This is a genomic window from Nitrospira marina (genome assembly GCF_059568365.1).
The window spans coordinates 3,989,395-4,010,634 of record NZ_JCANTH010000001.1 but is presented as its reverse complement, the minus strand read 5'-3'; the positions used below and the strand labels follow the sequence as shown (position 1 = coordinate 4,010,634).

19 protein-coding genes and 1 tRNA gene are annotated in these 21,240 nt (G+C 46.9%); all 20 read left to right on the top strand.

Annotated features, from left to right (window positions below):
* The first annotated feature begins 261 nt into the window (after positions 1 to 261).
* The 20 genes from LX98_RS17345 to LX98_RS17250 all read left to right on the top strand — a co-directional run bounded on the left by LX98_RS17345 (position 262) and on the right by LX98_RS17250 (position 21,212).
* Positions 262 to 708, top strand: a complete 447-nt coding sequence (locus LX98_RS17345; protein ID WP_496430052.1) for a prepilin-type N-terminal cleavage/methylation domain-containing protein — start codon at positions 262 to 264, stop codon at positions 706 to 708.
* Positions 709 to 820: 112 nt separating this feature from the next.
* Positions 821 to 2,128 carry a nucleotide sugar dehydrogenase gene (locus LX98_RS17340; protein ID WP_496430051.1) on the top strand — a complete coding sequence of 436 codons (1,308 nt, stop codon included), beginning with the start codon at positions 821 to 823 and terminating at the stop codon, positions 2,126 to 2,128.
* Between the two features lie 164 nt (positions 2,129 to 2,292).
* Positions 2,293 to 4,461 carry a squalene--hopene cyclase gene (shc, locus tag LX98_RS17335; RefSeq protein WP_496430050.1) on the top strand — a complete coding sequence of 723 codons (2,169 nt, stop codon included), beginning with the start codon at positions 2,293 to 2,295 and terminating at the stop codon, positions 4,459 to 4,461.
* An 81-nt stretch (positions 4,462 to 4,542) separates the two neighbouring features.
* Positions 4,543 to 5,328 carry a phosphorylase family protein gene (locus LX98_RS17330; protein WP_496430049.1) on the top strand — a complete coding sequence of 262 codons (786 nt, stop codon included), beginning with the start codon at positions 4,543 to 4,545 and terminating at the stop codon, positions 5,326 to 5,328.
* Complete coding sequence (locus LX98_RS17325) at positions 5,325 to 6,092, top strand: MlaE family lipid ABC transporter permease subunit (protein WP_496430048.1); 768 nt, start codon at positions 5,325 to 5,327, stop codon at positions 6,090 to 6,092. Before LX98_RS17330 ends, LX98_RS17325 begins: the two co-directional genes overlap by 4 nt.
* Positions 6,093 to 6,100: 8 nt before the next feature.
* On the top strand, positions 6,101 to 6,868 hold the full coding sequence (locus LX98_RS17320; protein ID WP_496430047.1) for an ATP-binding cassette domain-containing protein: 768 nt from the start codon (positions 6,101 to 6,103) through the stop codon (positions 6,866 to 6,868).
* Positions 6,869 to 6,992: 124 nt separating this feature from the next.
* Entirely contained in the window at positions 6,993 to 7,436 is a 444-nt protein-coding gene (gene mlaD, locus LX98_RS17315; protein ID WP_376753427.1) for an outer membrane lipid asymmetry maintenance protein MlaD, read from the top strand.
* A gap of 65 nt (positions 7,437 to 7,501) precedes the next feature.
* The gene (locus LX98_RS17310) at positions 7,502 to 8,161 is read left to right on the top strand and encodes an ABC transporter substrate-binding protein (RefSeq protein ID WP_496430046.1); all 660 of its coding nucleotides are present in this window, start codon (positions 7,502 to 7,504) and stop codon (positions 8,159 to 8,161) included.
* A gap of 12 nt (positions 8,162 to 8,173) precedes the next feature.
* Entirely contained in the window at positions 8,174 to 9,382 is a 1,209-nt protein-coding gene (locus tag LX98_RS17305) for a BamA/TamA family outer membrane protein (protein ID WP_496430045.1), read from the top strand.
* A gap of 70 nt (positions 9,383 to 9,452) precedes the next feature.
* On the top strand, positions 9,453 to 10,193 hold the full coding sequence (locus LX98_RS17300; RefSeq protein ID WP_496430044.1) for a TRAP transporter TatT component family protein: 741 nt from the start codon (positions 9,453 to 9,455) through the stop codon (positions 10,191 to 10,193).
* Between the two features lie 122 nt (positions 10,194 to 10,315).
* Positions 10,316 to 12,211, top strand: coding sequence for a 1-deoxy-D-xylulose-5-phosphate synthase (gene dxs / locus LX98_RS17295; protein ID WP_496430043.1), 1,896 nt, complete (start codon positions 10,316 to 10,318; stop codon positions 12,209 to 12,211).
* Between the two features lie 9 nt (positions 12,212 to 12,220).
* Complete coding sequence (ispG, locus tag LX98_RS17290; RefSeq protein WP_496430042.1) at positions 12,221 to 13,417, top strand: flavodoxin-dependent (E)-4-hydroxy-3-methylbut-2-enyl-diphosphate synthase; 1,197 nt, start codon at positions 12,221 to 12,223, stop codon at positions 13,415 to 13,417.
* 89 nt (positions 13,418 to 13,506) lie between these two features.
* Positions 13,507 to 13,582 (top strand) — tRNA-Cys (locus LX98_RS17285).
* 105 nt (positions 13,583 to 13,687) lie between these two features.
* A complete protein-coding gene (hpnH, locus tag LX98_RS17280; protein WP_496430041.1) occupies positions 13,688 to 14,704 on the top strand; it encodes an adenosyl-hopene transferase HpnH in 1,017 nt (338 codons plus the stop codon).
* An 88-nt stretch (positions 14,705 to 14,792) separates the two neighbouring features.
* Positions 14,793 to 15,140: a hypothetical protein gene (locus tag LX98_RS17275; RefSeq protein WP_496430040.1), complete on the top strand. Its 348-nt coding sequence runs from the start codon at positions 14,793 to 14,795 to the stop codon at positions 15,138 to 15,140.
* 808 nt (positions 15,141 to 15,948) lie between these two features.
* The gene (locus LX98_RS17270) at positions 15,949 to 16,509 is read left to right on the top strand and encodes a c-type cytochrome (protein ID WP_496430039.1); all 561 of its coding nucleotides are present in this window, start codon (positions 15,949 to 15,951) and stop codon (positions 16,507 to 16,509) included.
* Between the two features lie 38 nt (positions 16,510 to 16,547).
* Positions 16,548 to 18,263 (top strand): cytochrome ubiquinol oxidase subunit I, encoded by a 1,716-nt coding sequence (locus LX98_RS17265; protein WP_496430038.1) that lies wholly within the window; start codon positions 16,548 to 16,550, stop codon positions 18,261 to 18,263.
* Between the two features lie 24 nt (positions 18,264 to 18,287).
* Positions 18,288 to 19,100: a c-type cytochrome gene (locus tag LX98_RS17260; RefSeq protein WP_496430037.1), complete on the top strand. Its 813-nt coding sequence runs from the start codon at positions 18,288 to 18,290 to the stop codon at positions 19,098 to 19,100.
* 26 nt (positions 19,101 to 19,126) lie between these two features.
* Complete coding sequence (locus tag LX98_RS17255; protein ID WP_496430036.1) at positions 19,127 to 20,071, top strand: Rieske 2Fe-2S domain-containing protein; 945 nt, start codon at positions 19,127 to 19,129, stop codon at positions 20,069 to 20,071.
* A gap of 28 nt (positions 20,072 to 20,099) precedes the next feature.
* On the top strand, positions 20,100 to 21,212 hold the full coding sequence (locus LX98_RS17250) for a cytochrome b N-terminal domain-containing protein (RefSeq protein WP_496430035.1): 1,113 nt from the start codon (positions 20,100 to 20,102) through the stop codon (positions 21,210 to 21,212).
* Positions 21,213 to 21,240 lie beyond the last annotated feature (28 nt).

Sequence of the window (21,240 nt, the reverse complement as noted above, 5' to 3'; positions counted from 1 at the left end):
ATTTGCTTACTTTCTGGCGAATAAATAGTCACGCCTTTTCGTTATTTGCCTTGCATGACGATGTGGTCCTCCCTTTTTGTGTCCCTGAAATGGTCCGTTATATGAATTTTTTGATGTTTAATGCCGTTTTATTGCCGTCTTTAAGGCCGTGTTAATTATCATTGGAGCCCTGGCTACTTGAGAAGACCAGGTGTACCATCATCCGAAGGTGAAATATATAACAATCTGTTGGAGGATAGTACTCCATGGAGGATTTGTAGGATGCTGACTCAACTCAATGAACAAAAGGGTTTCAGTTTGACGGAGCTGATGATTGTGGTGGCAATTATTGGAATTTTGGCGACTATAGCCATTCCAAATTTTTTGCGTTACCAAGCCAAGGCCAAGCAAACGGAGGCCAAAAGCAATTTGGTGGCAATCCATACCGCAGAAATTGCCTATTTTGCTGAAAATAATGGGTATATAGATGATTTTAATGCCATTGGGTTTGCCATGAGTGGGTCTTCGCAGCGATATTTTTATAAAATCGGTAATGCCAATCTTGGAACTTTACCTCCCGGGTGTACCGACCCAAATTTGGATTCTGTGAGTACATTAGGCTTTACGGCGGTTGCCATTGGAAACATTGATGGAGATGCAACTTGCGACGTGTGGACCATAAATGAGGGAAAGGTCATTACGAATGTGACGAATGATGTGTCTTCCTAGTTTTGTCGTGTCAGAGCGCCATGCATTCAACGGGGGAATTAACTCAAGAAAAGTTGATTTTCCCCCGAACTTAAACTGAATCGGTTAACGTGATTTCAAAAGGGGAGCAACAGTGGACATACTCGAAAAAATTAAAAATCGGTCAGCCAATGTTGGAGTGATTGGATTGGGCTATGTGGGGCTTCCCTTAGCCGTTCTTCAAGCCAAAGCCGGGTACCATGTATTTGGGGTGGATGAAGTTGTAGCCAAGGTTGAAATGGTAAACCAAGGGCGCAATTATATTTTGGATGTGGTGGACTCTGAGTTACGAGAAGTCGTAGAGCAAAAAAAATTACAGGCGACAACTGATTTTTCCGTGTTGCGGCAGTGCGATGTCATACTTATTTGTGTGCCGACTCCTCTGACCAAAAATAAGGAACCGGATATCTCGGCGATTGTCAAAGTTCTTGGGCATCTTGCCGATTATTCACATCCGAATATGCTCGTTGTACTAGAAAGTACAACCTATCCAGGAACAACCGAGGAAGTCATTTTACCTGCCTTGACAGCAAAGGGTTTAACGGCTGGAAAAGATCTCTTTGTCGCATTTTCGCCGGAACGGGTTGACCCCGGAAATGCTAAGTTTAAGACTCATAATACCTTTAAGTTGGTGGGTGGTGTTACCAAAGTTTGCGGGGAAGTTGCCAAAGCCTTTTATGAACAATCCATCGTGAAAATCTTCCCTCTCAGCTCTCCACGTGTCGCGGAAATGGCGAAGGTCTTTGAAAATGTTTTTCGGTCAGTGAATATTGCATTAGTGAATGAGCTCACTTTGTTGTGTGACCGGATGAATATTAATGTTTATGAAGTGATTGATGCCGCTGCCACAAAAAACTTTGGCTTCATGGCTTTTTATCCTGGCCCTGGTGTGGGCGGACATTGCATTCCCCTGGATCCATATTATTTAGCGTGGAAGTCAAAAGAGTATGATGTCCATACCAGGTTCATTGAACTGGCTGGGGAGATCAACGAAAATATGCCCTATTTCGTAATGAATAAGGTCCAGCGGATTTTAAATCAACGAGGTAAATGCTTAAAAGATTCAATCATTCTCGTATTGGGAGTAACTTATAAAGCCGATATTGAAGACCCACGTGAATCGCCTGCCACAAAAGTCATGGAACTATTGCAACATGAAGGAGCAACGCTGCAATATTCTGACCCCTTTACTCCTTCCCTTATAATCCAAGGAAAGGAATATAAATCTCAACAGATAAATCCCGAATTGTTAAAGCGCAGTGCGTGCGCCCTGATTTTGACCGCGCATTCTGCTTTTGATTACCAGTTGATCGTTGAGCACGCTCCCGTGGTATTTGATACCCGGAACGGAACTCGTCAGGTGAACCATCACCGTGATCGTATTGTGTTGCTTTCAACCTAAGGAGCGTTTCAGTAAAAAACACAATCGGCTTGACAGTCTAACTGTATTTAGTTATAAAGCCCTGTTTAAGCAGGGCTTTTTTGTGTCTTGTGAATCTCTCATTTTTGGGCACACTCCCCCCACAATTGCACTAATAAAAGTTGAATCGCTGAAAGAACTACCGCATGAAGTTGCTCAAGCAATTCTTAGTACGGTTATCGGGGAATATCTTTGAGACCCTGACTCCAAAGTTGGGACCCTATCGTGTAAAGCAAAAGCCACCGCCCCTTAAGCTGGTTTCCCATAACCTCCATCCGGATGTTTCTCTGGACCGTACTCTCCACCGGACAGCCAATCTTGGCCATATGAGTGCTCTGGAATCAGCTCTTCAAAAAGGGGAAGACTGGTTACTGAACATGCAAGATCCTGAACAGGGATTTTGGGTTGAGGAGTTGGAAGCGGATACGACCTTGACCTCTGAGTATGTGATGCTTCGACGGTTTCTGGATGTGGTTGATCTGGATAGAGAGCGGAAAGCTACTCGGTATTTACTTCATACTCAGCTCGAAGATGGGGGTTGGCCGATTTTTTCAGGAGGGCCTGCAGACATCAGTGCATCGGTGAAGGCCTATTTTGCGCTTAAACTGGCAGGGGTTTCTCCTGATGAGCCCGTGATGCAACGTGCGAGAAGTTTCATTCTCGGCAAGGGTGGTGTCGTTCAGGCCAATGTCTTCACCAAGATTACCTTAGCATTATTCGGACAATATGATTGGCGCGGGATACCGTGTATGCCTCCAGAAATATTCTTAGCCCCTCGATGGTTTTATTTTAATTTATATGCCGTTTCATATTGGTCCCGTGCAGTCATTATCCCGCTTTTAATTGTTTTTGCCCATCGACCTATGTGCACCATCTCCAAGGAACAAGGGATTGAAGAACTTTTTCTTCAGCCTCGTCAGGAGGTGGACTATGCTCATGTCCCACCGTTGCACAGGGATTCCACCCTGATAAGCTGGCGGAATTTTTTTGTTTGGGTCGATGGGCTGCTTCGCCTTTATGAGGCCTATCCCATAAAGGCCCTCCGAAAAAAGGCTTTGAGTAGCGTACGGTCTTGGATGCTTGAACATATGGGAGGAGAAGGAGGATTGGGAGCCATCTATCCGGCAATGGCCTATTCAATTTTTGCCCTTCGAGCTTTGGGATACTCTACCGATCATCCGTTGGTTCAAAAAGCATTGAGGGAAATAGAAGCACTTGAAATTTACTCGAATCCCGGTAATACCTCAACGCCCACTATGCTGCATTTACAGCCTTGTCATTCTCCAGTTTGGGATACAGCCTTAACGATTAATGCGCTGATCGAACGGGGCCTTGCGCTGGACCATTCTTCACTGCAACGTGCGGATGCCTGGTTGCGAGCACGTCAGTGTCAAAAAGTGGGAGATTGGGCGGTGTCGGCTCCAAAAGCTCGGTCTGGTGGATGGGCGTTCCAATTTGAAAATGAATGGTATCCCGATGTCGATGATACCGCGGCTGTGGTGACAGGGTTGGCCAAGATCAATCCTGCCGACGTGTTCGGTTCAGATGAGGTCCTTCAACGAGGGTTTCAATGGGCTTTGGCGTTACAGGGGTCAGATGGTGGTTGGGGCGCATATGATAAGGATAACAATAAATTAATTTTCAATAAGATTCCATTTGCAGATCATCAGGCTCTTTTGGATCCCAGTACAGCCGATTTAACCGGGCGATGCTTGGAAATGTTAGGAACGTTAGGGTATGACCAGTCTCACCCTGCCGTGAACCCGGCAATTGAGTTCTTACGTAAGGAGCAAGAGCCAAACGGAAGTTGGTATGGCCGATGGGGGGTCAATTATATTTATGGGACCTGGTGTGTCCTTTCAGGCCTTCGTGCAATAGGCATTGATATGACGGTGCCGTGGATCCAGCAGGCGGTGATATGGCTAGAGTCCGTTCAGAACTCTGATGGGGGTTGGGGGGAATCCTGTGATTCCTACGCTGATGTGGAGAAGGCCGGGCGAGGAGAAAGTGCGGCATCTCAAACGGCCTGGGCGCTCATGGCCCTCCTGCAAGCTGGAGAATCGGACTCCATTAGCGTTGTCCGTGGAGTCAATTGGCTCATTCGCCATCAACGTGAGAATGGAGTTTGGGAGGAACCGTTTCATACGGGTACCGGGTTCCCCAGAGTCTTTTATTTACGGTATCATGGATATTTTAAGTATTTCCCCATCTGGGCCCTGGGTATGTACCGGAATGTAAAGATAACCGGGGAAGCAAGGGCCGATCAATTACGAAAGGCCGCCCAAGTGGCCAGACGCCAGAGTCAGCTTGTGTAATTTCGGTCCTGACTACCTGCCTTTTGCACATTTCCCATTCCCCGATGATGGCAGGAGCCTCCTCTGACCAGAATCGTCATATTGACTGCAACCCATGTAGAGTTTAACGCTGTTGGCCGGACTCTTCCCCGTGTGTGCTCTGCCAATCGCCCAGGGTATGCCGGCTTAGAGAGTCAAGGCGCTTCAGCCTATGTCTTGTTAGTGAAGACGGGAATAGGTCCAGGAAAGGCTGAAAGGGTTAGCCGGCAAATTTTAGGGAGCGAAGCATGGGATGTCGTCATTTCTACCGGTTTTGCCGGCGCTCTCAATTCTTCCCCAATCGGATCGTTGGTGGTCGGTCAAGAGGTTCTGTTTGGGGAGCCTACAGAGATGTTCTCAGATTCTGATCTGCCACGAATTGTGTGTCATCCGGAGTGGGTCAAGACGGCATTAAGGGTCCCATTGGTGGATGGGTGCCTTCTTCAAGCTGGTTGTTTTGTAACGACGGATCGTGTGCTGACACAGGCTTCACAAAAACGTATTCTGGGGGAACGGACCGGAGCGATGGCTGTAGATATGGAGAGTGGAGCTATCGGCGAAGTGGCGAAGCAGTACGGTTTCCCTTTTCTGATTATTCGTGCAATTTCTGATGGTATTAACGAGGATTTACCGGTAGACTTCAATATGTTTCTCAAGCCATTTGGATGGGTTGGTGGTATAGGACAGGTCCTATCCTCACCTCGATGTTGGAAGGGATTTTTTCGTTTGTATCGACATTCGAGGCAGGCCGGAATCCAACTTTCTGGTTTTTTTAAAAATTTTTTCCCGATTGTTTCAGCCCAAACTTTCTCTGTGGCTATCAATAAATCTGGTGCCAAAATTCCATGATATTATTGCAACAAATTGGGAAACGGACTCTTTTCTTGATAGAAGAAATGGGGGCCATGTTTGTGTTTTTGGTACGGACGTTTGGATGGTTGTTCCGACCACCATTGAGAATCGCTCAAATTATCAAGCAAATGCATTTTGTGGGTTTCAAGTCCTCTTTTGTTGTCATTCTGACGGCGTTATTTACCGGGATGGTGTTAGCGCTTCAAGGGTACTATTCCCTGAGGAAGTTTGGGTCTGAAGGTCTGCTAGGGTCTGCGGTGGCGATAAGCATGATCCGTGAGCTAGGTCCGGTATTAGCCTCATTGATGGTAACGGCTCGCGCGGGATCAGCCATGACCGCAGAAATCGGGATTATGCGTATTACCGAGCAGATTGACGCATTGGAGACCATGGCGATCAATTCTTTGCAGTATTTGATTACTCCCAAGGTTGTTGCGTCGCTTATTTCGGTACCTTTGTTGGTTGCTATATTTGACGTGGTAGGAATTTGGGGAGGGTATCTGGTTGGGGTCAAGTTGCTCGGAGTCAGCGGGGGATCCTATTGGAGTTCAATCGAATCGGCGGTGGAATGGAAAGATGTCTATGGGGGGATCTTAAAGTCGATTAGTTTTGGCCTGATTATCAGCTGGGTCTGCTGCTATAAAGGGTACTACACGAGAATGAGTGCCGAGGGTCTAGGAAAAGCTACCACTGAATCTGTGGTCTTGGCGGCAGTTCTTATTTTGGTGTGGGACTATTTTTTAACCTCCGTCCTTATGTAACGTTACGCATGTCTACGAGTCTACCGATGGTCATTAAGCTGGAGGGTGTGGAAAAAACCTTAGGGGGACAGGCTGTGCTCAAAGGGGTCACTCTCCATGTTCCTAAAGGTAAAATTACGACGATTATCGGTCCGAGCGGTGAGGGCAAAAGCGTGATGCTTAAGCACATCATTGGATTGATTCGCCCGGATCGAGGCCGAGTCATTATTGATGGAACGGACCTTACGCAAATTAATGACCAAGAATTGAATGACATACGCAAAAAATTTGCTATGTTGTTTCAATCGGCTGCCTTGTTTGATTCTATGAATGTATTTGATAATGTCGCTTTTCCCTTGCGAGAAAAACGCATGATGTCTGAACAGGAAATTTGTCGATGGGTACCAGAGATGCTGGAGAGGGTAGGGTTGGACAAGATGGGCCATAAATTTCCTGCAGAACTGAGCGGAGGAATGAAAAAACGTGCAGGATTGGCCCGGGCACTGGTAATGGGGCCGGAGATTATTTTGTTTGATGAACCGACGACGGGGTTGGACCCGTTGATGGCCCATGCCATCCATGACCTCATTTTGGCCATGCATAAAACCTTTGGATTTACCGGTGTGATGGTGAGTCATGAAATCCCAGAGATCTTCCCTATCTCTGATTGGGTTGCTATGTTAAAGAATGGGAAGATTATTGCTATGTTTCCTTCAGATGAATTTCAGCAGACTGCCGATCCTGTGGTGCGTGAGTTTATTTCGGTCAATAATGGAAATCACCCCGCTCCCGTCTGAATCTTCCGGATCTCGAGAGTGGGTTAAGGAATGAGATGGATATTGGTGTCCCCCTGAACTATAAGCATTATCCTTCCCGGGCCTTACCCAATAAAACATCAATTACCCGAACTGAATTTTTATGATGGAACGTGGAAAACTTGAATTAATCGTCGGAATATTTGTGTTAGTGGGGGTCATCTGCCTTGGGTATTTGGCGATCAAACTTGGAAAGCTTGAGCTGGTTGGAGGGGATTATTACGAACTCCAGGCAGAATTTTCTTCCACTTCCGGGTTGAAAAACGGCGCGTCGGTAGAAATCGCCGGAGTAGAGGTGGGCCGAGTAAAAAAAATCGGACTGAACGACGATCGGGCACAAGTGGTCCTTGCCATTCAGGATGGGATCACGGTGTTTGACGATGCGATTGCTTCAATCAAGACTCGTGGCATCATCGGAGAAAAATTCATGGAATTATCTCCCGGAGGAGCGGGAGAACGTTTGAAGACTGGTGGGACCATTGTGGACACGGAATCTGGAATTGACCTAGAGCAGGTGATTAGTCAATTTATCCATGGCAACGTTGAGTGATGCTTGTCTAGTGAAATAGAGGTGGAGGAAATATGCAAAGGGAATTGGTTAAGAAACCTGAGTTAATGATGAGGACGAGAGCTGATGAACCTCGAACGGTGCAGTTTAAACATTTTTCAAGAAATGTGGCGGTATTATTACTTGGGTGGATAGTGGTTTCTTTTGCCTGTTTGACTGCCGCGTGGGGAGGAGGTACTCCAACGGGGGCAGTCAAGGAAACTGTTGATCAGGTTTTTGTGGTGCTGAGGGATCAAGCGTTGAAGGACCCCGCGAGAGAGACGGAACGGCGAGCGAAGCTCGAAGAAATCATCGGAAAGCGATTTGATTATGCCGAAATGGCCAAGCGTACCCTGGCTTCTCAGTGGAAGGGATTAAGTACAGAGCAACAACAAGAATTTGTGACTTTATTTCAGCAGTTTTTGGCAAATTCCTACGTCGGCAATGTAGACGGGTATTCTGGAGAAGAAGTGGAGTACCTCAAAGAGCGCGAAAAGGGAGAATTCGCTGAAGTCCAGACCAAAGTGGTGTCTCCGAAAGTGCAAATACCCTTGGACTATCGTCTGTTGCAAAAAAATGGAGAGTGGCGGGTGTATGACGTAGTGATTGATGGAGTGAGTTTGATGAAAAATTACCGTGGGCAATTTTCCCGTATTATTAACTCCTCATCGTTTGAAGCCCTTCTCGAGAAGCTTCGTTCAAAATCCGACCTGGGGACTTCGTCCTAAGGATTCGGTTTTGTGATATCGTTTCGTTTGTGGGGCCTGGTGTTGTCGTGCCTGGCCCTGGGCGGCGTTATCCTTCCCTCTTCTAAGGTCCTCGCCGAAAATTCTTTTTTTGTGGTTCCTGCGTTTTCTACCTCCAAAAATGATGGACAAGACTTTGGGTTGATTGCCCCGTCATTGAATTCAGATGCGGAAGGTAACCTCCGTTCTCTCTTTGCCCCGATGCTGATTCACAATTCATTTCTAGGGGTCCGGGGAACCTTGAACTATTTTCATTATTGGTCTGGTGGGAGGCAAATGGAGACGGTCGGTTCGTATACTGAGGAAATCGAACGAAAACTGAAGTTTCGTTACCAGGATCCTGGGTTTATCGAAGGGCTGTTCTTTGTGGATGTTGGAGCACAATTTTTCAAAAATGCGACCAAGCGGTTTTATGGTTTAGGGCAAACCACTCCCAAAGGTAATGAATCAAACTATACGGGGCGTGAAATTCAAATTCATTGGAACCTTGGTATCCATTTGAATGATGTGACGCGATTATCCGTCAACCAAAGGTTTCGAAATGTTGAAATTCAACCGGGAGGTGTAGATGACGAGCCATATACTAAGGATCGGTTCCCGCGTGATCCGGGGATAAAAGGTGCGACAATTTTGGCCCACCGTCTGGTGTTCCAATATGACTCCAGAGATAACCTCAATACCCCGACCGCGGGCACCCGAGTTGAAGCATTTGGGGAATTGGCGCAGAACTTTGATTTTGGGAAAGAAGAAGATCTGTTGTATTTTCGTTCAGGGTTTGATATCAGGCACCTGATGCCGAGTCCCTCCAAACGGTATATTTTCGTGGCCCGAGCGATGCTGCAATTAAGTTTTGGCGATGGGATCCCCTTTTACGAACAAAGTTCCTTGGGAGGAGAAGACAACCTGAGAGGATATGGGAAGGACCGGTTTATTGATAAACATATGGTGGCATTTAATGTGGAGGAACGTATACATCTTTTTGGGATGAAGATGTTCAATGTCAGTATAGAATGTGAATTAACGCCATTTGTGGATATGGGGAGAACCTATAAGGATTTTAAATTTCGCCAATTTCATGATTGGGAAGTTACACCTGGCGTAGGCTTCCGAGCCATTGTCCGTCCCAATGTCATGGCCCGGGTGGATTGGGGGTACAGTAGGGAAGGTGGAGCGGTATTTGCTGGTCTCAACTATCCTTTCTAATACAGCACATAGTCAATCTGCTTTTCCGAAAAAACTTGTATTGACAAGATCAAGAAATATGCGTCTATTTATGCCAATAGGGGTCCTCTTACTCATAGGAGTCTTCATTCTCCCTTCGGGGGCATTGCAGGGTGAGGACTTAACCTCCCAGCAATCTCCCGAAAGTCTTGAAAGGGAGCTGCAAATTTTGGTGAGGGAGGGAGCAGCTAATTCAAACGACCTATCGCGCTTGCTTCGGATGTCAGGCTTGTATTTGGATCTAGGTTACGGGGTGTACGTTGATCGGGAGCAGAAGTTGGCAGCTTTCCAGGAAGGAGCCCGTCTCGCTCAAAAAGCCTTTGGTCTTCGTGAGTCTTCTGCAGATGCCCATTTTTTGTATGCCGCCAATCTTGGGAGTGCGGCGGAGTTGGAGGGTTTGGTTGCAGCGGCATTGACGATTCAGAAGTTAAAGAAGCATGTGAATCGGGTGTTGGAACTTGATCCAAACAATGTTCAGGCTCACCATATGTTAGGGCGGATGTATGAGGAGTTACCCTGGGTGTTAGGAGGCGATCAGAACGTAGCTGGAGAGCATTTGAAAAAAGCGGTTTCTCTCGATAGCAGGTATGCACCGGCAGGGTTGGATCTTGCGAAATGGTACCTGAAGCACGGACAAAATTTGGAGGCAATGAGGGAGCTAACCCGGGTTGTAAATACCCCCCCTCTTAAAAAGCGATGGATATGGGAACGGATTCATCGACCGGAAGCCGAAGCCTTGCTCCAGCAGACCCTCACCCAGATGGATGTTGACCGTTCCAATGCTCACCCCTGAAGTTGAACAAATGCTTGACAGGCAATAGCGGCTATGGGATGATTTTGTTTAATCATGTCGGAATTTGGACATTTTTAGTTATTCCCCTACAACACGTTAGGTTCTTTCAGAAAGGATGCGCAATGTCCTTGCTAAAAAGGATTGAAAGCCCAGCAGATTTAAAGAAACTTTCTCGGGACCAATTCCCTGAACTTTGTCAGGAAATTCGGGAACTCATTATAGAGGTGATCTCCCATGTGGGGGGGCATTTAGCCTCCAATTTAGGCGTGGTGGAATTGACGGTGGCTTTGCAGTATTTATTAAACACGCCAGACGATAAAATTGTTTGGGATACCAGTAATCAGGCTTACACACACAAATTATTAACGGGCCGTCGTGAACAATTCCATACGGTCCGCCAGTTTGGGGGAATAAGCGGATTTTGTAAACGAGAAGAAAGCATCTATGACACGTTTAATGCCGGACATGCCGGAACCGGAGTGTCTGCTGCCGTGGGCTTTGTGGAGGCACGTGAGCAATTAGGCAAGTCCAATAAGGTAGTTTGCGTGGTAGGAGACGGGGCCCTCACTGCTGGAATGACATTGGAAGGATTGCAGCATGCCGGAGACATGGGCCGGGACTGTGTGGTGATCCTGAATGATAATCAAATGTCGATTTCCCGAAACGTCGGAGCTATTTCCGCCTATCTTAACCGGACCTTTACCGGGGAGTTCTATACAAGACTTCGGGAAGAAACCTCTCAACTTCTGGAAACCATCCCGCAAATTGGAGAACCCGTAAAGCGAATGGCGATTCGGGCCGAAGAGCTGGCCAAAGGCTTGCTGCTCCCGGGTCTGCTATTTGAAGAGTTGGGTTTTCGATATGTCGGTCCAATTGACGGACACAATTTTGAGCATTTACTCCCGACGTTGGAGAATGTTTTGAAATTAAAAGGGCCCACTCTCCTGCATGTAATTACCAAAAAAGGATTGGGCTTTCAGCCGGCAATGAAGAATCCTGTTTGGTTCCATGCCTGTTCACCGTTTGATTCGAAGACTGGGCAACCGATGAAAAAGCCCGGTCACCCCTCGTATAGTTCAATCGCTGCTAAAACTCTGATTCGTCAAGCCAAAAAAGATAAGCGGGTGGTGGTCATTACGGCTGCGATGTGCGAGGGAACGGGAATGTCTGAGTTTGAAAAGGAGTTTCCCTCCCGTTTGATTGATGTTGGGATTGCCGAGCAGCATGCGGTGACATATGCAGCTGGTCTCGCCGCGGATAATATGCGGCCGGTTATCTGTATGTACTCGACTTTTCTGCAGCGGGCCTATGATCAGGTTGTGCATGATGTGGCAACCCAAAATCTGCCGGTGACCTTTTGTATTGATCGGGGAGGATTGGTGGCCGAAGACGGAACGACCCATCATGGGGCGTTTGATTTTGCGTTTCTGCGGCATGTTCCCAATATGGTAATTATGGCCCCAAAAGATGAAAATGAACTTCAACATATGGTCCAAACAGGATTGGTGCATGATGGTCCGGTGGCGGTTCGATATCCTCGCGGCAGTAGCCTTGGGGTGCCACTAGATTCTGAGCCCATTCCTCTTTCAATCGGCCAGGGTGAACTGTTATCTGATGGGCGAGATGTGGCGATTATCGCGATTGGGGTCATGGTTTCGGAGGCGATGAAAGCGGCTGAGCGCCTACAAGAAGAAGGCGTATCGGTGGCTGTTATTAATGCACGTTTTGTAAAGCCTCTAGATAAAACCCTTATTCGAGAAATTGCCAACAAAGTGAAATGCTTAATTACGGTTGAAGAAGGGTGCCGAATGGGCGGATTTGGATCTGCTGTACTAGAGTTTTTATCCGAGGAAGAATGTTGGAGTATGCCGACCAAAGTACTCGGATTACCGGATTGGTATATTGAGCAAGGGCCTCAGGATTTGCTCAGGGAAAAGTATGGTCTCACGGCAGATGGGATTTATGATCAGGCCAAGGCGTTGCACGACCGGGTTTCCCTGCAAGCAGTGATACGCTAGTCTATTCTCGTGTATATTTCTCGACGAAAAACCAAACAAATCCAGGTTGGATCGGTCACAGTTGGTGGGGATGCCCCCATATCGGTCCAGTCTATGACAATTCCTCATCCGAGGGACGTTGCTGGAACTCTGGAGCAGATTCACCGCTTAGAGAAAGCTGGATGTGAATTAATTAGGGTAGCCGTGCCCGATATGGAAGCAGCTGATGCGCTTCCAAAAATAAAATCACAAATGACGGTACCTTTGATCGCAGATATCCATTTTGACCATCGTCTTGCCCTAAAAGTCGCCAAAGTTGTGGATTGCGTCCGTATTAATCCAGGGAATATTGGGCCATGGTGGAAAACCGAAGAAGTGATTCAGGCCGTCAATGACAATGGCATTCCACTCAGAATTGGCGTGAATGGGGGTTCCTTAGAGAAGCATCTTCTTGAAAAATATGGCTACCCTACGGCTGAAGCACTTGCCGAGTCGGCATTGAACGCGGTTCATGCATTGGAGGATGTTGGATTTACCAATATGAAGGTGTCCCTAAAGGCTTCTGACGTGCACATGGCGATGGATGCCTATTGGTTGTTTGCCCAGCAAGCCAATTACCCATTGCATATCGGCGTTACCGAAGCGGGAACTGCGATGACCGGTGCGGTGAAATCTGCTATTGGGTTAGGTTGGCTGCTTTCTCAGGGTATCGGCGATACCCTTCGGGTCTCTTTAGCGGCCGATCCGGTGGAAGAAGTCAAGGTTGGGTTTGAAATTCTGAAATCGCTGGAGCTTCGTCATCGTGGTGTCAATGTGATTGCTTGTCCGACATGTGGGCGAGTGGAAATTGATGTGGTGAAAATGGCTAACGAATTAGAGCATCGACTGGGACATATCACCACCCCAATCACCGTATCTGTCTTGGGTTGTGTCGTGAATGGAATTGGTGAAGGGAAAGAAGCTGATATTGGAATTGCCGGAGGTCAAGGCGTAGGAATTCTGTTTAAAAAAGGGAAATTATATAAACGTGTGCCATCTGAAGAACTTCTTCATACTTTGATTGAAGAAGTGGAGTTGATGGCCAAAGAGCAGGGTGGTCAGGGACCGAGCGTCAATGTTCAGGAGACGCCCGATGGCGTTTCCATTCAGCAATCCCCAATGGAAGATCTTTCCTTAAGCCCGATACGATCTGTCTCCAGAGAACTTCCCGTGTTGCCTCGTCAGTAATGATTCCAGCCTTTTGAGGACTAAAGAAAGAGAAAGTCAGACTTTCTCTTGTACAAGAGAAAATAGACTTCTTATAATAAGCTCGCAAAGGCGCCGTACCCAAGTGGCTAAGGGAGCAGTCTGCAAAACTGCGATTCAGCGGTTCGAACCCGCTCGGCGCCTCCATTTATTTTATCCTGTTTAACCCAGGCCTTGGTTTTGAATTTATGCCGGGGGTAGGATATGGATGCTCTTGAAATATGGTAAAAATCTAGAGGGAGTTAAATAACAATGTCGGTACCTGTATCTCAAATGTATACCGTAGCTCATTATGCCCTCTCAAAGCACTTACGGGGTGTGAAGCGATACCCCCTTGTGCTCATGTTAGAGCCGCTCTTTCGGTGTAACCTGGAATGTGCAGGGTGTGGGAAAATCCAGTACCCGGATCATATTTTGAATCGGCGCCTGACGCCTGAGCAATGTTGGGCTGCTGCTGATGAATGTGGTGCACCTATTGTGAGTATTCCTGGAGGAGAGCCCCTGATTCATCCTGAAATGCCAGCCATTGCCGAAGGGCTAGTGAAGCGAAAGAAATATGTTTACCTCTGTACAAATGCCATTCTGCTTGAACGAAAATTACAGGACTATACTCCCTCGAAATACCTTACATTTAGCATCCATATGGATGGTCTCAAGGAAGAGCATGACCATGCCGTTTGTCGAGATGGCGTCTATGATGTTGCCGTGAAAGCCATTAAAGCCGCTTTAGCCAAAGGTTTTCGAGTGACGACCAATACGACATTATTTAATGATGCGGCGCCTGCTCGTGTCAGGCGATTCTTTGATGAAATGATGGAGTTGGGTGTGGAAGGCATGATGATTTCTCCTGGGTATAGTTATGAAAAGGCTCCAGATCAGCATAGTTTTTTGAGTCGTGATCGGACGCATTCGTTATTTGCGCAATTGCTGGCTCAACGTAAACGCGCTTGGCAGTTCAACCAATCTCCGTTATTTCTTGAATTCCTGATGGGAAAACGGGAGTATGAGTGCACTCCTTGGGGGAATCCCACGTACAATATTTTTGGATGGCAGCGCCCTTGTTATTTGTTGCAGGATGGGTACGTATCCACTTTTCGAGAATTAATGGAAGAAACGGAGTGGGAGCGTTATGGGACGGGCCGACATGAACAATGCCGGGATTGTATGGTGCATTGTGGGTATGAAGCCTCTGCCGTGAAAGATACCTTCAGCTCATGGAGTGGGTTTTTTGGGACCGTCAGAGCGACCCTGTTTCCCAATGCTGTGTGAGGCTCCTCCTCTGTGTTTTTCTTTTCTTTCCTCAACTCTGGGTCCTCTGGAAATTGTCTCCACGTTTAGCTGTAAGTAAGGGGTCGTCATGAGTTTAGATGTATCTTCGACAGATACCCCCCAATCATGGGAAGGCCGGCATCTGCAGCCTTCGAATGAGAAAGAATTGCACGAAGCCATGGATCGCATATTTGATTATCGAGGCGATGTGACGATTCACCTGAAAACAGGGGAGCAGGTTATAGGTTTTGTATTTGATCGTCAGGAGGAGGCTCCTCAGCCGTATATTAAGCTATTCCTGCCAGGAGATCAGCAGCCTCATACGGTTTTATACCAAGAGGTGACTGGAATCGTATTCTCCGGGCAAGATACGGCGTTTGGTCGATCGTGGGAGGACTGGGCGCAAAAGTGGAAGAAGCCCGAGGCAAGGTCTTAAAGACACAATTCTCCCAAGCCTTCTTATCCCTCCAATGTTCTGAAGCATCCATATAATCCAAAGCAGGTTTTCCTTATCATCGGACTCTGGCGTGATGAGAAATTTATTTCTCTCTCGACTCATGCACTAATATGTTTATTCTCTGAAAACACAGGAATGGCGAGTGGGAAACAGCGCGCAAGAACGGAAGAGATAATTGACGGTTGGCTTCTGACTGTGATAGAAGTCCTGAACTTTTTTGGGCCCAGGAGACCTATGTAGCCCAAAGATTTTTGAATGGGATAAATAGGATTGGCAGAGTATTTTCATTGGAAGGAAATGTGAAGGCTCGTGAAAACTGAGGGATGTAGGGTGTACGCATATAGTGCACTCCGGTCACGTCGTTCTACCTTGAATTCTTACTCTGTTAAACCATTTTTCCTATCCGTGTGTTTTATGCTCTTCATAATGTAGACCGTCGCTTTACGATCGAGGGTTGGATTGTGGAAAGGGCGGGAATGGCTTTGAGCCGGCTGTTGTTTCCGTGCTGGATGCTCTGACAGATGTTTCGAGGAATGGAACGCAGATGACATGGATTTAACAAAGTCGATTTCCATTTCAACAATGAAAGCCAGGGGCATCTCTTGGTTATTCCATCTGGAGCGTTTGGGTCGACTCGGAGAGTGGAGTTTGGCCGGATTGATACAGGGACGGAGCGAATCTTTTCGCCAAGCTTTTGGCAATCATGCCGTGTCGTTCCGTAGTGACTAAGATTTTTTGAGGAAGGTCGAATCTGGAAAATCAGGAATCAGGTAAACGAGGGGGAACAATGAACGAGTATCAAACAGTAAAAAGCCTTTTAGTCAGTGGTTTGGCCGTCTTGGGCCTTTTGATGTCAGCATGTGGTGGTGGCGAAGGTCCCCCGCAACCGCCTCCTCCTGCTCCACCGGAATATGCGGATAAGCATATGCCGGCTGGCTATTGGAATAATCCAGAGATACTGGAAGAGGGCCAAGCGATTTTTACCGGTCAGCAGAATATTGATGTCAATTGTGCAAGTTGCCACGGAAAAGATGGAAAGCCTGTTAAGGCCGGTGCGCGGGATTTCCGTCGGACAGAGCAAATGCAACTGTATTCGGATTCGGTATGGTTTTGGCGAATTTCTGAAGGAGTGACTGGGACAAAAATGAAGGCGTGGAAGAGCAAGCTTTCCGAGGACGCCATTTGGAAAGTCATTGCGTATGAAGCGACCTTCGGCCTCAAGGGCATGGAATATGATGTTGCGAAAAAGCAATGGGTTCCTGCGGGAACGGCCGGGTCAGCGCCTGGAGGTGATGCTCCTGCCGCCGAAGCTCCAGCTGGTGGAGAGGCTGAAAAAGCGGCAGAGTAATACAGGAATTGAATGAAAAATAAGGAGGGCGGGGACCCTTGAAAACACTGAATCGAAGTCTATGGATAATTCTAGCGTTGGGCCTGTGTGGTGGGGCTACTGCCTTTGGACAGGTACCTGACGCTCCCCTTGTGGATTTTCCCTATTCGGGAAATCGAACGGCCGTGTGGGTCGTCGCTCAACTTCACATCTTATTTGCGGCGTTTATTTTAGGCGCTCCGATATTTGCAGTGGTGGCCGAATGGCTTGGATATAAGAATAACGATCCCAAGTATGACCGTCTGGCCAAGGAAGTTATTAAGGTGACGGTCATCTTATATAGCATGACTGCCTTGACCGGAGGATTGTTTATTTTTGTTCTGCTCGGGACGTACCCTGACTTTTCGACATGGTTGATTAAGCATTTTTTCCTTGTGTTTGCGGTTATCTATCCTCTGCTGTTTATTCTTGAAACCATTGTTTTGTATACCTACTTTTATTCATGGGATTCCATGAAGGGAGCGAAGAAAGGGCGACACATTGCTCTGGGGATACTTCTGAATATTGTTGGAACCGTGACACTCTTTGTCATTGACGGTCCAACGGCTTTCATGAATACTCCGGCTAAAGCGGCAGGAGATTTGTCCCTGGTAGAGTTTATTCAAACGGCCAGCCTCTGGGACAAAATGGCGAATTTTAGCTGGATGCCCCTGAACCTTCATCGCCTGGTGGGAAATGTGACGTTTGGGGGATTTATTGCCGGGCTAATTGCGGCTTATATGTTTATGGGGTCAAAAACAGATGAGGAGAGGGCCTATTACGACTGGATGGGATTTGTGGGTAACATGATCGGGGTAGGGGCGCTCTTGCTTCTTCCGTTCATGGGCTATCTCCTGGCCTATGAGCTCTGTGACTATGATGCCTCGATTTGTCCCTACATGATGGCTGATCAGCTGTCGATGTTCTTTGAAATGCAAGGTGCCATGGTCGGACTCATCTTCCTGGCCAGTAACTATTATATATGGCTAAGTCTAAAGCGAATACAGGGTGTTGAACAGGTACGGATATCAGGATTTGTGGCGGTGGTAGTGCTGCTCCTGCCAGCCATCATGGGATTTACATGGAAAATGTTCCCTCCGCCTGAATGGCAATCATTAATTGTCTTAGTGATAATAGTCGTCCTTCCTATAATTCTTGGAAAAGTTCCTGGTCTCAAAAATTTCACGGTGTCGGCATTCACCATGATTAAAGTCGGCTTTTTGATGATTGTGGTGGCTGATGCGATTTGGATGACTCCTCATGGTTTTGTGGCTACACAAGGCTTGGCCACCGAGGAAAACGAGTTGCCTTCGTGGGCGAGTGAATTAGCGCTCATGCCGGCGAAGAATGCTGCAGCCTTTACTCTCGTATTCCTGACTGTGGTCAATTATCTGCTTTATAACCGCGCCATTAAACGTGGGACGATCGTCTGGGGAAAAATTGATTTCGCATCCCAGTTCGTCCTCATATTCCTGGCCTTTAGCGCCATCTGGACGATGGGCCTCATGGGCGCGGTACGCTCGCTAACTCGAAAATATTACCATGTCTATAACCTCGTTCCCGATTTTACTCCTGAAGCGTTTACGCCGACCTTAGCCTACTCGGCATGGTGGATAACGGGAGTTACTATTGTGTTTTACGCTGTCGTGAGTTTTGCCATCCTTGTCACGCTGAGAGCGGGAAGTCCGAAGCCGGCTACATCATTGGCATCGTCAGTGCCGGTTGAAGCTAAATGAGTAGGTTGAAAAAAGAGGAAACAAATGGCTAACCAAAGTTTTGCCAAGAGTGTCATGAAGAAGACCACCTTGGGGGTCATTATTGGGGTGTTGTTGGTGGTGGGCGCTAAATACACCCATTTCCCACCAGTCTTTCAGATCATGTTTTTTCTTTACGCGATACTAGGGGCTTTGGTGTTCATTCTTTTAGATGCTCCAGCGATGAAACGGTTGGAAGGCGTGAAGGCGGTTGGGGCGTTGGTGGTATTTTACCTCCTGCTCTCTGGTCTCTATATTGCCGGAGCGTCGATTCTGCCACAGTTTGACCCGGAGGATGAAAAGGGGAAAATTGAAAAAGTCTTGAAGCTTCGCCGGGCCCAAACAGAGCAAGGGAAGGCCGATGAATTAATAGCCAGGGCAAAAGAATTGGATGAACGGGCTAAGGCTATTTCGAAGCAACTGAGTTCCTTAGGTGCTGATGCTAAAGTTGAGGTGGCGGTGGCGACTGGTGCAGGCGGGGGTGGAGCAGCTTCCGGCGATCTTGTATCTCTTGGAAAAGAACAATGGGAACTACAGGAATGTTACAACTGCCATAAGCTGTATGGACAAGGTGGGAAAAAACGTGGGCCTGAGATGGATAATATCGGTAATCTTATGACTGTTGAACAGTTGAAAGAAAAGATTATTGATCCCAAGAGTTGGAAAGCAGAAGGATTCGATAAGGATTTCGAAAAAGGGAAAATGCCTGATAAGTATAAAGATCTCATGTTCCCACAAGAAATTGATGCGCTTGTTGCCTTTCTTGCTTCGTTAAAAGACGAGTCAGTTAAAACTCCGAAGCCAATAAAAATGAATTAAACAACATCTGAGGTTTTTCCCTGGCTATGCAACCAAAATTGACAGCAAAAGCATTGTGTGCGAACAAGGAAGTCGGGAAGATTTCTAAGGTTATTGTTGATCCACTTTCCCACGAAATCAGCCATATTATCGTTCAAGAATTGAATGGGCACGGGGCGCAACGCCAGATTCCGATTGACCAAATCCATGAAGTAGTGAGCGAGGAGGAAATTGTCCTTCGGTGTTCACCCGAAGAATTCGGTCAATTTCCAGTACTGGAGCGAGATCAGTACGTCACGATTAAGGAAGTTGAAATTGCGCATTTGGAGGATCATTTGCATGTTGAGCCCGGGGAGATTTTGGTCCCTCTTCCGCGATTGGAGCAAGGGGTTCCCAGGCGCACATTTTTTACCAATATGACACATGCGATTGGGACCTTAATAGCCTTGCCCTTGGTGTATCCTGTGTTGAAGTATCTCATGAAGCCCATGTTCAAACCCTACGATAATGCCTGGTTTTCCGTGGGCAATGTAAAGAAGGTAAATAAAGAAAATATTGGCTTCCAATTTAAATTTACCAGGGGATTTAAAGAAGCCTTTATGCCAGAGCAACAGATTGAGAAAAATATTTGGGTGGTCAAGGCGACTCCGGCCGTACAACAAGCCGTATACGAGGGAAATGATAGAAAGTTTTATGATGATAAGGGGGATGTCATCTGGGTCAACAAAGCAAACTCTCCCTATATCGGCTACTCTGGGAAATGTCCCCATCTGGGTTGTGGGTATAAATGGAGAAAAACGAAAAACTTTCCAGATGGGGTGTTTTTGTGCCCTTGTCATCTGAGTATTTATGATGAAGCTGGAAAAGTTATCGAAGGGCCGGCACCGAGACCGCTCGATGTGCTTCCTCTGAAAGTTGATGCCGGTGGAGAAGTGAAGATCATTGATGTTGAATATAAAGCCGGGGTTAATAACCAAATTCGGCTTCTGTAAAAGCCTAGGATGGAATGGTGAAAGGCGCATGAAGGAAGACAGTCAAGTCGCAAGTCAACAAAACGCATTCGAAAAGGTTGTTGAATTTGTTGATGAGCGGGTGGGCCTGAAAAATATTCAGGCCAAAATGCTGAATGAGCCAATTCCTGGCGGCTCTCGCTGGGCCTATGCTTTTGGCTCTGTATTGCTATTTATCTTTATTCTTCAAGTCGTCACGGGGATACTATTGATGTTTTATTATGTCCCCAGTACCGATCACGCTTACGCGAGTACACAATATATCATTCATGAAGTGGACTATGGGTGGTTTCTTCTGAGCTACCATTTTTGGGGATCTTCTGCCATGGTAGTGATGGTCTTCGCGCATATGTCCCAAGTATTTTTATGGGGTGCCTATAAAAAGCCCAGAGAGTTGGTCTGGTTAGTCGGTTTGGCTTTATTTGGCATTGTGATGGGTTTTGGTTTTACAGGTTATCTCCTTCCATGGGATCAACGCGCATACTGGGCAACAGTGGTTGGCGTAGAAATCATGGATAAAACTCCAATCGTAGGGGATTTTTTGGCTCGTTTTCTTAAAGGTGGTCCCACCCCAGGACAAATGACCCTAAGCCGATTTTTTGTTATTCATGTCATGGTCTTGCCGGCTGCCTTAGCGGGGCTGGCTGGCCTTCATATTTTTCTTTTTAGAAAGGCTGGACCAGCAGGTCCGTTTAGGGGCACACCAGAGGAGATTAAGGCCAAAACGGATTACTTTTTTCCCCGTCAAATCTGGAAAGATATTGTGGCCATGGCCACTGTTTTTTTAATCATTTGCTCGCTTGCTTTCATTGAGCCAGTCGTGTTGCTGGAACAAGCGACTCCAGATCCTGGGGATTATCATCCTGAGCCAGAGTGGTATTTCTTGTTCTTGTTTCAGTTGCTTCGTTTGAAAATTTTTGGCGGGGAGTTTGGCCAATTCCTTGGAGCTATGGCCATACCAGGGGCATTTATGGCGTTTTTAGCGGCCCTGCCTTTTTTGGATACAAGTTCAGAGCGAAATATTTTTAAGCGGCCAATGGCTCTGATTGGTTGGACGGTGATTATGGTTTTTATTCTGGTGTTTACTGTGTCAGCCATTATAAACCGGCACTTTTTAGACTAATCTCTGGGAACATATGTCAAATACGAAG

Bases quoted from the DNA above. Each gene is read 5' to 3' on its own strand.
- LX98_RS17345 (WP_496430052.1), top strand. From the start codon at position 262: ATGCTGACTCAACTCAATGAACAAAAGGGTTTCAGTTTGACGGAGCTG.
- shc (WP_496430050.1), top strand. From the start codon at position 2,293: ATGAAGTTGCTCAAGCAATTCTTAGTACGGTTATCGGGGAATATCTTT.
- LX98_RS17325 (WP_496430048.1), top strand. From the start codon at position 5,325: ATGATATTATTGCAACAAATTGGGAAACGGACTCTTTTCTTGATAGAA.
- LX98_RS17320 (WP_496430047.1), top strand. From the start codon at position 6,101: ATGTCTACGAGTCTACCGATGGTCATTAAGCTGGAGGGTGTGGAAAAA.
- mlaD (WP_376753427.1), top strand. From the start codon at position 6,993: ATGGAACGTGGAAAACTTGAATTAATCGTCGGAATATTTGTGTTAGTG.
- LX98_RS17310 (WP_496430046.1), top strand. From the start codon at position 7,502: ATGATGAGGACGAGAGCTGATGAACCTCGAACGGTGCAGTTTAAACAT.
- LX98_RS17300 (WP_496430044.1), top strand. From the start codon at position 9,453: ATGCCAATAGGGGTCCTCTTACTCATAGGAGTCTTCATTCTCCCTTCG.
- dxs (WP_496430043.1), top strand. From the start codon at position 10,316: ATGTCCTTGCTAAAAAGGATTGAAAGCCCAGCAGATTTAAAGAAACTT.
- hpnH (WP_496430041.1), top strand. From the start codon at position 13,688: ATGTCGGTACCTGTATCTCAAATGTATACCGTAGCTCATTATGCCCTC.
- LX98_RS17275 (WP_496430040.1), top strand. From the start codon at position 14,793: ATGAGTTTAGATGTATCTTCGACAGATACCCCCCAATCATGGGAAGGC.
- LX98_RS17270 (WP_496430039.1), top strand. From the start codon at position 15,949: ATGAACGAGTATCAAACAGTAAAAAGCCTTTTAGTCAGTGGTTTGGCC.
- LX98_RS17260 (WP_496430037.1), top strand. From the start codon at position 18,288: ATGGCTAACCAAAGTTTTGCCAAGAGTGTCATGAAGAAGACCACCTTG.
- LX98_RS17255 (WP_496430036.1), top strand. From the start codon at position 19,127: ATGCAACCAAAATTGACAGCAAAAGCATTGTGTGCGAACAAGGAAGTC.
- LX98_RS17250 (WP_496430035.1), top strand. From the start codon at position 20,100: ATGAAGGAAGACAGTCAAGTCGCAAGTCAACAAAACGCATTCGAAAAG.